This window comes from Actinomycetota bacterium (genome assembly GCA_004297305.1).
Taxonomy (GTDB): domain Bacteria; phylum Actinomycetota; class Actinomycetes; order S36-B12; family FW305-bin1; genus FW305-bin1.
The window spans coordinates 42,666-55,131 of the sequence record SCTR01000005.1 but is presented as its reverse complement, the minus strand read 5'-3'; the positions used below and the strand labels follow the sequence as shown (position 1 = coordinate 55,131).

The following is a 12,466-nucleotide window of genomic DNA, read 5'->3' as shown; positions in this document are numbered from 1 at the left end:
AGTCCCTGGGAGGTAGGGCAGATGAGTATCGATTCCACGTACGTCGACACGATCGTCATCGGCGGCGGCCAGGCCGGACTCGTCGCCGGCTACGAACTGAAGAAGCGCGGCCGCGACTTCGTCATCCTCGACGCGCAGCCGCGTGTCGGGGACGCCTGGCGCAACCGTTGGGATTCGCTGCGGTTGTTCACCCCGGGTCGCGACTGCGGGCTGCCGGGCCTGCGCTTCGCCTCGCACGGGGGCCTGGCGCCGACGAAGGACGAGATGGCCGACTACCTGGAAACGTATGCCGCCCACCACGACCTGCCGGTTCGCAACGGCGTTCGCGTGACCCGGCTGCGCCGATCCGGCGACCGGTTCGTCGTCTCCACGACAACCGGTGACCTCACCGCTGCGAACGTCGTCGTGGCCACCGGTTCCTATGCCACGCCGGCGCTGCCCGGCTTCGCCGACCAGCTCGATCCGCACCTCGTGCAGGTGCATTCGGCGGACTACCGCAACCCGTCGCAGCTGCAGGCCGGCGGTGTGCTGGTCGTCGGTGGCGGGAACTCCGGTGCCGACATCAGTCTCGAGGTCGTCGCCTCGCATCCGACCTGGCTGGCAGGCCCGACGGTCCCGCATATCCCGCCGGACATCGACGGGTGGTTCGCGCGGACGTTCGTGGTCCGGATCGTGCGGTTCGTGCAGCGCGACGTGCTGTCGCTGCGCACGCCGGTCGGGCGTCGCGCAGCAGTGACGTTGCGCGGCAAGGCGACTCCGCTGGTCCGCGTCAAGCCGAAGTGGCTCGCCCGGGCCGGGGTCGACCGAGTCGGGCGCGTCGTCGCCGCGCGGGACGGCCTGCCGCAGCTCGACGACGGACGGGTGCTCGACGTGACCAACGTGATCTGGTGCACCGGCTTCCGGCACGACTTCCCCTGGATCGACATCGCCGCCGCACTGGACGAGCACGGCGTACCACGGCACGAGCGCGGCAGCTGCGTCGCCGTGCCCGGGCTGTACTTCGTCGGCCTCGAGTTTCAGTTCGCGCTGGCGTCGGCGTCGTTGTGGGGCGTGGCACGCGACGCCGCCTACGTCGTCCAGCACCTCGACCGGCGCCCCACCGGCGTACCCGCCACGACGCCGAGGACCGCCTCCAGCGCCGCGTGAGCCCGCCTCACCGCTGGCACGGCGAACCGGGGTGCACGCCGCCGTTCGGGTGACGGTGACGGGCGCGGACGTCGACGGCGTCGCAGAGTGGCCGGGCCAATGGGGAGGACGGCTGCCCCCGGTGGGGAGCGACGACGAGGTGGCGGATGCGGATCCTGGCGAATACCAGAGCGTTGGCGCCCCTCGGCGGGATCGAAGTACAACTGTTCGAGATCCTGCGTGAGCTCGCTGCTCGCGGTCACGCCATCGACCTGCTGTACGACTGGGAGGTCACCGACCTGGTCTCCGACTGGGCCGAGGCGGACGATTTCGGGGAGTACCGCTCGTTCACGCGGTCGGTGCGGCGGGTGTCCGGCTTCGACGTCCCGCGCCGGTCTCCGGTGCTCGCCGCGCGAAACCTGGTGCAGGGCATCCGTGCCGGCCGGGCAGCGCGGCCCGACGTCGTCTTCGTCAATCGCGTCGAGGAACTGCCCTGGGCCCATGTCGTGTCGGCGGCGACCCGGGCGCCGATGGTCTGCGCGCTGCACCATGTCTCGCCGTTCTCACCACGGCTCACCCGCGCGCTGGGACACCGCGTCGGCGGCTTCGGTGCGGTCTCGGAGTTCCTGCGGCAGCGCTACGTCCGCGACGGCGTACCGGCACACCGGATCCAGGTGATCCCCAACGGGATCGATCCGGGCCATTTCACGGCAGCCACCGGCCTGCAGCGACAACTGGCTCGTGCTGCGCTGGGACTGCCGTCGGAGGGCTTGGTCGTGCTCTGCTACGGCCGGATCATCGAGGGCAAGGGGACGCACGTCCTGCTCGATGCCTGGCAGCAGGCCGCTTTCGAGCGCCACGAGGCACACCTGGTCGTGCAGGGCCTCGCCGACCCGGCGGACGGTGGGCGGTACGTCGGGCCACTGCAGGCGGCGGCGCCACCGAACGTGACGTGGCTGCCGTTGCGACGCGACGTGGTGACGTCGTTGCACGCCGCCGACGTCGTGGTGTTTCCCACGCTGCTGGAGGAGTCGTTCGGACGCGTGGTGATCGAGGGCATGTCGGCCGGTCTGCCGGTGATCTCGTCACGGATCGGCGGCGTACCGGAGATCCTGTCGCGGGGCTTCGACGACCTGTTGGTGGAGCCGGGGGATGCGGCGGGCATCGCCGCGGCACTGCACCGGTTGCGTGACTGGCGCGAACACGACCCGTCGCTGGGTCGCCGGTGCCGGGCGACGGCGCGACGCTGGTACGACCTGCGCAACACGGTGGACGCCACCGAGGAGTTGCTCTACCGGGTCAGCGGGCATGAGCGACGGCGTGCCCGGCGGGTCCCGGTGGCCACCGCCGCCGGTGCAGGGACGTATGTGCCTGCGCCCGCCGCCGCCGTCGGCCCGTAGGACCGCGCGCTCGGCTGCGTCGCGGGTCGGCCGCGACGACCCGCACCAGCTCCGCAACTGCGGATCCAGTAGGCAAATGACACCGCAGGTGCGGCTAGGCTGCGGGCCATGTCCCAGTTCCGCGTCCGGCAGGCTGCCGCCTTGCTCGGCATCAGTGACGACACCCTGCGGCGGTGGGCTGAGCAGGGGCGCGTGGCGACCGCGACCGACGATGCCGGCCGCGTGACCATTGCCGGGACCGAACTGGCCCGCCTGGCCCAGGACGTGGCCGCCGAGGCCGAGACGTTGCCGGCCGCGTCGATCGTGGGTCATTCGGTGCGCAACCGCTTCACCGGCCTGGTGACCCGAGTGGTGCGCGACACCGTCATGGCCCAGGTGGAGATCCAGTCCGGCCCTCACCGCTTCGTGTCGCTGCTGAGCCGTGAGGCCGCCGACGAACTCGGTCTCGAGCCGGGGGTTCTCGCCGTTGCGGCGATCAAGTCCACGAACGTCTCGGTCGAGATTCCGGGCGGCAGTCGCTCATGAACCGTCGCCGTCAGCTGCTCGCTCTGGTCGCCGGCGTAGCCGCCGCCGCGGGACTGGCAGCCTGTGGTGATGGCTCGGGCACCGCGGCGTCGCCGTCCGGGTCGGCCTCGGCGAACGGGTCGATCGTGGTGTACGCCGCAGCCTCCCTGCAGGAGTCGTTCACCCAGCTGGGCAAGGACTTCGAAGCCGCCCACCCCGGGGCCAAGGTGACGTTCAGCTTCGGGGCGAGTTCGGCGCTGGCGGCGCAGCTCACCGCGGGCGCGCCGGCGGACGTGTTCGCCGCTGCCAGCCCGGCCACCATGACGCAGGCGGCCTCGGTCGTCGGTACGCCGGCGACGTTCGCGGTCAATACCATGCAGATCGCCGTACCGCCGGAAAACCCAGCGGGAATTGCCGGCCTCCCCGACCTGGCCAAGCCGACGGTGAAAGTCGCGGTCTGCCAGAGCCAGGTGCCCTGTGGCGCGACGGCAGCCAAGGTGTTCAGCAATGCCGGCATCACCGTCACTCCGGTCACCGCGGAGGTCGATGTGAAAGCCGTCCTCACCAAGGTGTCGCTCGGCGAGGTCGACGCCGGAGTCGTGTACGTCACCGACGTCGTCGCAGCGGCAAACAGCGTGAAGGGCATCGTGATTCCAGCGGGGCTGAACGCGTCCACGGCGTATCCGGTGGCCGTGGTGAACTCGACGCGGCAGCGTGCGACGGCGACGGCGTTCGTCGATCTGGTGACCTCGCCGGCCGGTCACGCCGTCCTGGCCCGCGCGGGTTTCGCCGCGCCATGAGTTCCCTACCGGTGATCCCTAAGGTCTCGGCGGTCCGGTGAGGCGAGACGTCGTGGCCGCCCGTGGCCGTCGTGACGGTCGCGGTCTGCGGTCGTTGCCCTCGCCGGTGGTCGTGGCAGCGGCCGTCGGGTTCGGATTCCTCGCGCTGCCCCTGGTGGGCCTGCTGGTGCGAGCGCCCTGGTCGCGGCTGGGAGCCATTCTCGCCGAAGACGCCGTACGGCAGGCGCTGTGGCTGTCGTTGTCCACCGCCGCGATCGCCACGGTGCTGTCGCTGCTGCTGGGCATCCCAGCGGCGCTGGTCCTGGCCCGGTGGCAGTCCCGGTGGGTCACCCCGCTGCGGGCCCTGGTCCTGCTGCCGCTGGTCATGCCGCCGGTCGTCGGGGGAGTGGCACTGCTGTTCGCCTTGGGGCGCAACGGCTTCGCCGGCCGCTGGCTGGACCAGTGGTTCGGCGTGACGCTGCCGTTCACCCCGGCGGCCGTCGTGCTCGCGGAGACCTTCGTCGCGCTGCCGTTCCTGGTCGTCACCGTCGAAGGCGGCCTGCGGTCGGCGGATCGCGGCCTGGAAGACGCTGCCCGGACCTTGGGCGCCAGTCGGTCGGTGGTGTTGCGGCGCATCACCTTGCCGCTGGTGGCGCCGTCCATCGTCGCCGGCGCTGCGCTGTGTTTCGCGCGGGCCCTGGGGGAGTTCGGCGCCACCATCACGTTCGCCGGGAACTTTCCCGGGCGGACGCAGACCATGCCGTTGGCGGTGTATCTGGCCTTGGAGTCCGACCCGGAGGCCGCTATCGCCCTCAGCCTCGTGTTGCTCGCCGTCTCCGTCGCCGTCCTGCTGACGCTGCGCGGCCAGTGGCTGCGCGGGAACAGTACGACATGAGCGGCGGACTGGTCGTCGACGGCGTCACCTCGGTGGGTTCCTTCAGTGTCGAGGTCCAGGCCACGGTCGACCGCGGCGAGGTCGTCGCCGTGCTCGGCCCCAACGGCGCCGGCAAGAGCACGTTGCTGGCCGCCGTGGCCGGCCTCGGCGCGCTGGATCGCGGCGTGATCAGCCTGGCGGGCCGGCGCCTGGACGATCCGGCGGCCGGTATCCACGTCCCGCCGTCGCAGCGACGGCTCGGGTTCGTCTTCGCCGACCACCGGTTGTTTCCGCAGCTGAGCGTCCTGGACAACGTGGCGTTCGGGCCACGGGCCGGCGGGGCCGATCGCGCGACGTCACGGGCGATCGCGGCGGGCTGGTTGGACCGGGTCGGGCTGACCGACGCGGACCTGCGACAGCGCCGCCCGGCCTCGTTGTCGGGCGGGCAGTCGCAGCGGGTAGCGCTGGCGCGGGCACTGGCCACCAGCCCCGAGTTGCTCCTGCTCGACGAACCGCTGGCGGCGTTGGACGCGCGAACCCGGGCGGAAGTCCAGGCGACGCTGCGGTCGCACCTGGCGGCCGCCGACATCCCGGTCCTGCTCGTCACGCACGACCCGGTCGATGCGCTCGTGCTGGCCGACCGGTTGCTGGTACTGGAGGCCGGCCGGGTGGTGCAGGACGCGCCGCCGGCCGACGTGGCCCGGCGTCCGGCGTCGCCGTACGTCGCCAAGCTGGTCGGGCTCAACCTGATCGCCGGTCGGCTGGCCGACGCGGTGGTCACCGTGGAGGGCGGCGGCCAGCTGGTCGTGGCCGACCAGGCCGAATCCGGGCCGGTTCATGTCGCGTTCCGACCCTCCGCGGTGACGGTGGCGACCAGTCGCCCGTCCGGCGTCAGCGTCCGCAACACCTGGGCGGCCACCGTGACCGGCGCGGACCTGCTCACCGACCGGGTGCGGCTGTCGACCGTGGGACCACCGGACGTGCTGGTCGATCTCACGCCTGCGGCGATGGCCGAACTGCGGGTGGCTCCCGGCAGCCCGGTGTGGCTGTCGCTCAAGGCAACCGAGATCGAGGTGTATCCCCGCTGAGCAGAACTCCGGTCGCGGGGTCCTGATCGCTACGCGGTGGCTGCGGCCCGCCGCAGCGCCTCGGTGAGCCGGCCCGCCGCGGCCAGGACGGCGGCGGCGTGCAGCCGGCCGGGAACCCGGCCCAGCCGTTCCAGCGGCCCGGAGACCGAGACCGCGGCGACGACCTTGCCGGCCGGTGACCGGACCGGGGCAGATACCGAGGCGACGCCCGCTTCGCGCTCGGCGACGCTCTGCGCCCAGCCGCGCCGGCGTACTCCGGCCAGCGTCGTGGCGCTGAACACCGCTCCCTGCAGTCCCAGATGCATCCGCTCGGGGTCCTCCCAGGCCAGCAGGACCTGGGCCGCCGAACCGGCATGCATGGTCAGCGTCGCGCCCACCGGCACGGAGTCCCGAAGGCCGCTGAGGCGTTCTGCCGCAGCCACACAGATGCGCTGGTCGCCGAGGCGACGGTAGAGCTGGGTGCTCTCGGTGGTGGCGTCGCGCAAGGTCATGAGCACCGGCCCCGCGGCGGCGACCAGACGGTCCTCGCCGGCGGCCGCGGCGAGCTCGCCGAGCCTGGGCCCCAGGCAGAAGCGCCCGTTCAGGTCTCGGGCGACGATGCGGTGGTGTTCCAGCGCCGTGGCCAGTCGATGGGCCGTCGGCCGCGCCAGGCCGGTCGCGGCGACCAGCCCGCCCAGGGTCAGCGGACCACCTTCGAGTGCAGCCAGTACGGCAGCCGCTTTGTCCAGCACGCCGACACCGCTAGACTTGTCCATGCAGTGATACTGCGTCTCACATCCTGAGAAGTCAAGGGACGCTGGAACCAGGGCCGCTCGGCGGTACGCCGGCCGGCCGCCGTGCTGGGTCGAGGAGGTCGCCGTGGGCATGACACTGGCGCAGAAGGTATGGGAGTCACACGTCGTACGGCGCGCCGACGGCGAGCCCGATCTCCTCTATATCGACCTGCATCTGGTTCACGAGGTGACCAGCCCGCAGGCATTCGACGGTCTGCGGGACTCCGGCCGCCGGGTTCGCCGACCCGATCTGACGATCGCGACGGAGGACCACAACGTCCCGACGATCGACACGCACCTGCCGATCGCGGACCCGGTCTCGCGGGCCCAACTGGCCGCGCTGGCCCGCAACTGTGCCGAGTTCGGTATCCGGCACGCCCCGATGGGCCATCGCGACCAGGGCATCGTCCACGTCGTCGGCCCGCAGCTGGGGCTGACCCAGCCGGGCATGACGGTGGTGTGCGGCGACTCGCATACCTCGACGCACGGCGCCTTCGGAGCACTGGCGTTCGGAATCGGCACGAGCGAGGTCGAGCATGTGCTGGCGACCCAGACGCTGCCGCTGAAGCCGTTCCGGACCATGGCGATCGAGGTGGACGGTGAGTTGCCGGCCGGGGTCGGCGCGAAGGATCTGATCCTGGCGATCATCGCCGAGATCGGAACCGGCGGCGGTCAGGGCTACGTGCTGGAGTATCGCGGCGAGGCGATCCGTGCCCTGTCGATGGAAGCGCGGATGACGATCTGCAACATGTCGATCGAAGCCGGTGCTCGGGCGGGCCTCATCGCTCCCGACGACACGACCTTCGCGTATCTGCAAGGTCGCGAGCACGCTCCGAAGGGCGCGCTGTGGGACCAGGCCGTGCAGTACTGGCGGTCGCTGGCCACCGACGACGACGCGGTGTTCGACCGCGTGGTCCACATCGATGCGGCCGCACTGACGCCGTTCGTCACCTGGGGTACCAACCCCGGGCAGGGTTCTCCGCTGGCCGGCCGGGTGCCGTCGCCGCAGGACGTCGCCGACCCGGATCAGCGCGCCTCGCTCGAACGTGCCCTGCAGTACATGGGTCTGCAACCGGGAACGGCGCTGCGCGACATCACTGTCGACACCGTGTTCGTGGGTTCCTGCACGAATGGCCGGATCGAGGACCTGCGAGCGGTCGCCGAGGTGTTGCGGGGCCGGCACGTTGCCGAGGGCGTGCGCATGCTCGTCGTCCCCGGTTCCGGCCAGGTCAAGGTGCAGGCCGAGGCCGAGGGCCTGGATGCCGTCGTGCGTGCCGCTGGAGCGCAATGGCGGGAAGCGGGCTGCTCGATGTGCCTGGCCATGAACGCGGACAAGCTGACTGCCGGCGAGCGTTCGGCGTCGACGTCGAACCGCAACTTCGAAGGACGGCAGGGGCCCGGCGGCCGAACCCATCTGGTGTCGCCGGCAGTGGCCGCGGCGACCGCCGTCCAGGGCCGGCTGGCGGCGCCGGCCGATCTCGAACCGGTCTCGGCCTGAGTCTGTCTCGCCCTGAGCCGGTCGCGCCAGTCATCCCGCCCGTCGCTGTCAGAAGGAGTACGTCATGGAGAAGTTCACGGTGCACACCGGACGGGTCGTCCCGCTGCGTCGCAGCAACGTCGACACCGACCAGATCATCCCCGCCGAGTACCTGAAGCGAATCTCCCGGCACGGCTTCGAAGACGGACTCTTCTCCGCCTGGCGCAAGGACCCGGACTTCGTCCTCAACCGGCCCGAGTACGCCGGAGCGTCGATCCTCGTGGCCGGACCGGACTTCGGGACCGGCTCATCGCGTGAGCACGCCGTATGGGCGCTGCAGGACTACGGGTTCAAGGTCGTGCTGTCTGCCCGGTTCGCCGACATCTTCCGCGGCAACTCCGGCAAGGGAGGACTGCTGACGGCCGTCGTCGCACCCGAGGTCATCGAACGCCTGCAGGCCATCGCGGAGTCGGAGCCGGCGACGGCGGTCACCGTCGACCTGGTCGAGCGTCAGGTCAGCGTCGGCGACCTCGTGGCTGCGATCGAGGTCGACGACTACGTCCGGTGGCGTTTCCTGTCCGGGCTGGACGACATCGGTATCACGTTGCAACACGCGGACGAGATCACGCGTTTCGAGGCGGCTCGGCCGGCGTTCCTTCCGGTGACCGGCTGACCGGCTGACTGTCGGGCCGGGGCGCCCCCGTCGGCGACGTGGGCGCTCGCGCGCGCCGCGACACGCCCACGCGGCGAGACTTTTTCGGGGGTTCCGCGTGGCCTGCGCGGCGGGGTACGCGGCTGCCGGCGGCCGGCCGCCGTGGTGGTCACAGCCAGAGTTCGGCGACAAGAGTCGTTGCACTGCAATCGGTTACGGCTTCTGGTGGTGATTGCGGTCCGCTGTCCGGCGAGCTGGCCCGGTAGTGCTCAACCCGGTGTAACCTGTTGGCACGCAACGCGCCTGCTTGTCGGTGCGTTGTGACGCGCGCCCCTGGGGTCTAGCGTTCTCCCCGAATCGGACACAGGTCCGTCGTGAGACCCTCCGGAGGGGTAGGCAGTGAGCCACAACAAGGCGACTCTCATCGAGGCGCTCTCTGCGCGCCTGGGACAGAGCAAGAAGGACACCGCCGACTTCATCGAAGCGCTGCTCGAGGAAGTCAAGCGCACCGTGGCGAAGGGCGACAAGGTCGCGATCAGCGGCTTCGGCGTCTTCGAGCGCGCCGATCGCGCAGCACGGACCGGCCGTAACCCGCGGACCGGCGAGACCGTGAAGATCAGGGCGACGCGGCTGCCCAAGTTCCGTCCCGGCACCGAGTTCAAGGTCCTGGTGTCCGGCGCCCGCAAGACTGCCGCGACCAAGACCACGGCGGCCAAGAAGGCTGCGCCGGTGAAGAAGGCGGCGGCGAAGAAGACCACGGCGGTCAAGGCCGCCCCGGTGAAGAAGGCAGCCGCGAAGAAGGCTGCGCCAGTGAAGAAGGCGACGAAGGCCGTGCCGACGACGCGGACTGCCGCGAAGCGGACCGTGGCGAAGAAGACGGCACCGGTGACCCGGACGGCCGTGAAGAAGACCGCGGCCAAGAAGGCCGCTCCGGTTCGCCGGACGGTCGCGAAGAAGGCGCCGGCCAAGCGCACCGCTCGCTGACCACAGATCTCAACCTGCCGGCCCGCCCCGTTCCTGGGGCGGGCCGGCAGGCTGTTGGGGCCAGGTCGCCTGTCCGGCGCCACATCACTTCGCTGCGGTTACCTGGCCGTCGGGTGCCGGGTCGTTGGGCCACAGGCTGTCCCGGCGGCGCTCCCTGCGCGGCGCCGGCGGGGTGGGGTCGACGATGCGTCAGACGTCGAGCAGGGCAGCGGTGTGGCGGCCCACGCCGAGCCGGCGGGCGTCGGCCAGATCGATCTCGGTGTCCACGTCGCGACGCAGGCCCGCAACGGAATCCAACGGAAGCTCGACCGCGCCGCTGCCGGTGTGGGCAGCACGAGATCGGTTGCCGAAGTGGGGATCCAGCCGGTGGCCGTGGCGGGCCATGAGCAGGGTCGTTCCCGTACCGGCGGCGTCGGACACGAACGACCGACCCGGGGTCGCCGCGGCGAGGGCGCGACCGAGTTCGTCCTCGCGCAGCGCCGGAAGGTCGGCGACCAGCGCGGCGACGTCGCTGCCGGCGGGCAGATCCGCGGCGGCGGCGCGCAGGGCAGCGTTGAGACTCGCGGCCGCCGGACGGCTGATCGATGCGCCCAACGGCGCCAGCTGGGCGGCCGCCCGGTCGTCGTCGGTGACCACGAGGACCTGGCCGACCGCCGGGCAGCGCCGTGCGGCCAGGACGACATCGGCGGCGAAGGCCAGTGCCAGCGCGGATCGCTGGTCCGGCTGCGCCGGACCGAGTCGTGACTTCGCGGCGTCGAGGCCCTTCACCGGCACCAGGACCGTCCAGGTGGGCGGGGGGTGCACGGCGTCATCTAAGCAGGGTGGCCGGTCGCGGTGACGCGGCGGCGGTCGACGAGTCGGCGGTGCGCCTCGACAGAGCCGCTGGGCGCGGCCAGGATGCGGGGGCGTGGACGACCGGTCGCGCCGGCTGCGTCGACGGTGTCGGACATGTCGACGGTTGGGGAGGACGAGTGCGCAGGGTCAGGCACGACAAGAAGCTCGGCGCCTTCTATCTGTTGGCGATCGTCGTGCTACGGCCGTTCCTGGCCATCTTCACCCGGCACAGCTGGTCCGGCCAGGAGAATCTCGACCAGGGTGGCCAGGGAATCGTGGTGGCCTCCAATCACCTGTCGTGGTTCGACCCCTTGGTCGTGTCGCAGTATCTCTATCTGAACGGCCGCCCCCCCCGCTTCCTGGCCAAGGAGTCGCTGTTCCGTATTCCGTTGGTGGGCCGAGTGATCCGCGGCGCCGGCCAGATTCCGGTGTACCGGGAGAGCAGGGAGGCCGTCGCCTCCGTCCGTGCCGCGGTGGCGGCCGCCGGCCGGGGGGAGTGTGTCGTGGTCTACCCGGAGGGCACGATCACCCGCGATCCGCGTTTGTGGCCGATGGCCGGACGCACCGGGGTCGCGAGGATCGCGCTGGTGTCCGGTGCTCCGGTGGTCCCGCTGGCGCACTGGGGCGCCCAGCAGATCATGTGGCCGTACCGCAAGCAGTTCCGGCTGCTGCCGGTGAAGCGGATGCAGGTCCGGGCCGGCCGGCCGGTGGACCTCGACGACCTGCGGGACCGGCCGATGGACGCCGAGACGCTGCGCATCGCGACCGGGCGGATCGTGGCCGCGATCACCGCTCTGCTCGAGGAGATCCGGGGAGAGTCCGCTCCACCGGTCCGCCTCGATCGTGCCGCCCTACGCCGGCAGCAGGGTGACACCGCACCGTGACCGCCGTTGCTGTCATGGGGGCGGGCTCCTGGGGTACGGCGTTCGCCATGGTGCTCGCCGACGCCGGCGGGGACGTCCGGCTGTGGGCGCGAGACGAAGCGATCGTCGCGGACGTGACAACCCATCGCCGTAACCGCGCCTACCATCCCGACCTCGAGTTGCCGTCCGGCATCGTGGCCACCACGGACGCCGACGCTGCGCTGGCCGGCGCGCGGATCGTCGTGCTGGCACTGCCGTCGCAGACGTTGCGGGAGAACCTCGAGCGCTGGCGGGCCGCCGTACCGGCCGATGCCGTGCTGGTCACGCTGGTGAAGGGCATCGAGGCCGGCACGGCGCTGCGGATGAGCGAACTGGTCGCCCAGGTGATGCGAGCGCCGATGAGTCGGGTTGCGGTGGTCTCCGGCCCGAACCTCGCCGCGGAGATCGTGCGGCGGCAGCCGGCGGCCACCACCGTCGCGTGTGCGGACGAGGCGAGCGCCCGGGCGCTGCAGGCCGCCTGTGCCACCGCGTACTTCCGGCCTTACTTCACCACGGACGTCGTCGGTGTCGAGATCGGCGGCGCGGTCAAGAACGTGATTGCCATCGCCACGGGCATGGCCGCCGGATACCGACTCGGCGAGAACAGCCAGGCAGCCCTGATCACCCGCGGGCTGGCGGAGATGACCCGCCTCGGTGTCGCGCTGGGCGCGAACCCCATGACCTTCCTCGGACTGGCGGGAATCGGCGACCTGGTCGCCACTTGCAGTTCGCCGTTGTCGCGGAACCGGACGTTCGGGGAAAACCTCGGCCGCGGGCTGACCGTCGAGCAGACGCTCGCGGTGAGCGTGCAGACCTGCGAGGGCTACAAGAGTTCTCGGGCGATTCTCGATCTCGCGCAGCGGCACGGCGTCGACATGCCGATCACCGAACAGGTCGTCCAGGTGCTGCATCACGGTCTGCAGCCCACGGACATGTTGCAGGCGCTGATGGCTCGTAGCCCCAAGGCCGAACTCGGGTACGCCGCGCTGGCCGGAGGCGACTCGCGAAGCCCGTCGGCAGGACCTGACGCCGTTGCTTGACCGGGTGCCAGCCCGTCCGTACCGTCCCTGAGTT

The 12,466-nt window shown here is 71.3% G+C and carries 13 protein-coding genes; 11 read left to right on the top strand and 2 right to left on the bottom strand.

Going from position 1 to position 12,466, the window contains the following annotated elements:
* Positions 1 to 21: 21 nt before the first annotated feature.
* The 6 genes from EPO13_01930 (at position 22) to EPO13_01905 (ending at position 5,770) form a co-directional block, all read left to right on the top strand.
* Positions 22 to 1,146 (top strand): FAD-binding protein, encoded by a 1,125-nt coding sequence (locus EPO13_01930; GenBank protein TAK70656.1) that lies wholly within the window; start codon positions 22 to 24, stop codon positions 1,144 to 1,146.
* Positions 1,147 to 1,292: 146 nt separating this feature from the next.
* A complete protein-coding gene (locus EPO13_01925; GenBank protein ID TAK70655.1) occupies positions 1,293 to 2,525 on the top strand; it encodes a glycosyltransferase family 1 protein in 1,233 nt (410 codons plus the stop codon).
* A 108-nt stretch (positions 2,526 to 2,633) separates the two neighbouring features.
* Positions 2,634 to 3,050 carry a helix-turn-helix domain-containing protein gene (locus EPO13_01920; GenBank protein ID TAK70654.1) on the top strand — a complete coding sequence of 139 codons (417 nt, stop codon included), beginning with the start codon at positions 2,634 to 2,636 and terminating at the stop codon, positions 3,048 to 3,050.
* Positions 3,047 to 3,829: a molybdate ABC transporter substrate-binding protein gene (modA, locus tag EPO13_01915; protein ID TAK70653.1), complete on the top strand. Its 783-nt coding sequence runs from the start codon at positions 3,047 to 3,049 to the stop codon at positions 3,827 to 3,829. The genes EPO13_01920 and modA overlap by 4 nt, the downstream gene beginning before the upstream one ends.
* 37 nt (positions 3,830 to 3,866) lie before the next feature.
* Complete coding sequence (gene modB / locus EPO13_01910) at positions 3,867 to 4,703, top strand: molybdate ABC transporter permease subunit (GenBank protein TAK70652.1); 837 nt, start codon at positions 3,867 to 3,869, stop codon at positions 4,701 to 4,703.
* The gene (locus EPO13_01905) at positions 4,700 to 5,770 is read left to right on the top strand and encodes an ABC transporter ATP-binding protein (protein ID TAK70796.1); all 1,071 of its coding nucleotides are present in this window, start codon (positions 4,700 to 4,702) and stop codon (positions 5,768 to 5,770) included. Before modB ends, EPO13_01905 begins: the two co-directional genes overlap by 4 nt.
* 29 nt (positions 5,771 to 5,799) lie before the next feature.
* Here EPO13_01905 and EPO13_01900 read toward each other — a convergent pair whose 3' ends face one another.
* On the bottom strand, positions 5,800 to 6,525 hold the full coding sequence (locus EPO13_01900) for an IclR family transcriptional regulator (GenBank protein TAK70651.1): 726 nt from the start codon (positions 6,523 to 6,525) through the stop codon (positions 5,800 to 5,802).
* 103 nt (positions 6,526 to 6,628) lie between these two features.
* On the opposite strand from EPO13_01900, the gene leuC reads away from it, so the two are divergent.
* The 3 genes from leuC to EPO13_01885 all read left to right on the top strand — a co-directional run bounded on the left by leuC (position 6,629) and on the right by EPO13_01885 (position 9,656).
* Positions 6,629 to 8,041, top strand: coding sequence for a 3-isopropylmalate dehydratase large subunit (leuC, locus tag EPO13_01895; GenBank protein TAK70650.1), 1,413 nt, complete (start codon positions 6,629 to 6,631; stop codon positions 8,039 to 8,041).
* A gap of 64 nt (positions 8,042 to 8,105) precedes the next feature.
* Positions 8,106 to 8,693: a 3-isopropylmalate dehydratase small subunit gene (leuD, locus tag EPO13_01890; protein TAK70649.1), complete on the top strand. Its 588-nt coding sequence runs from the start codon at positions 8,106 to 8,108 to the stop codon at positions 8,691 to 8,693.
* A gap of 378 nt (positions 8,694 to 9,071) precedes the next feature.
* Positions 9,072 to 9,656 (top strand): HU family DNA-binding protein, encoded by a 585-nt coding sequence (locus EPO13_01885; protein TAK70648.1) that lies wholly within the window; start codon positions 9,072 to 9,074, stop codon positions 9,654 to 9,656.
* Between the two features lie 189 nt (positions 9,657 to 9,845).
* On the opposite strand, the gene cofC is transcribed toward EPO13_01885, so the two are convergent.
* Complete coding sequence (cofC, locus tag EPO13_01880; protein ID TAK70647.1) at positions 9,846 to 10,460, bottom strand: 2-phospho-L-lactate guanylyltransferase; 615 nt, start codon at positions 10,458 to 10,460, stop codon at positions 9,846 to 9,848.
* Positions 10,461 to 10,669: 209 nt separating this feature from the next.
* Between cofC and EPO13_01875 the strand changes: the two genes are divergently transcribed.
* Together EPO13_01875 and EPO13_01870 are read left to right on the top strand one after the other, a co-directional pair.
* A complete protein-coding gene (locus tag EPO13_01875) occupies positions 10,670 to 11,374 on the top strand; it encodes a 1-acyl-sn-glycerol-3-phosphate acyltransferase (GenBank protein TAK70795.1) in 705 nt (234 codons plus the stop codon).
* Positions 11,371 to 12,432 (top strand): NAD(P)-dependent glycerol-3-phosphate dehydrogenase, encoded by a 1,062-nt coding sequence (locus EPO13_01870; GenBank protein ID TAK70646.1) that lies wholly within the window; start codon positions 11,371 to 11,373, stop codon positions 12,430 to 12,432. The genes EPO13_01875 and EPO13_01870 overlap by 4 nt, the downstream gene beginning before the upstream one ends.
* Positions 12,433 to 12,466: the final 34 nt, after the last annotated feature.

Coding starts and splice junctions, on each gene's coding strand:
- EPO13_01930 (TAK70656.1), top strand. CDS start 22: ATGAGTATCGATTCCACGTACGTCGACACGATCGTCATCGGCGGCGGC.
- EPO13_01925 (TAK70655.1), top strand. CDS start 1,293: ATGCGGATCCTGGCGAATACCAGAGCGTTGGCGCCCCTCGGCGGGATC.
- EPO13_01920 (TAK70654.1), top strand. CDS start 2,634: ATGTCCCAGTTCCGCGTCCGGCAGGCTGCCGCCTTGCTCGGCATCAGT.
- modA (TAK70653.1), top strand. CDS start 3,047: ATGAACCGTCGCCGTCAGCTGCTCGCTCTGGTCGCCGGCGTAGCCGCC.
- EPO13_01905 (TAK70796.1), top strand. CDS start 4,700: ATGAGCGGCGGACTGGTCGTCGACGGCGTCACCTCGGTGGGTTCCTTC.
- EPO13_01900 (TAK70651.1), bottom strand. CDS start 6,525: ATGGACAAGTCTAGCGGTGTCGGCGTGCTGGACAAAGCGGCTGCCGTA.
- leuD (TAK70649.1), top strand. CDS start 8,106: ATGGAGAAGTTCACGGTGCACACCGGACGGGTCGTCCCGCTGCGTCGC.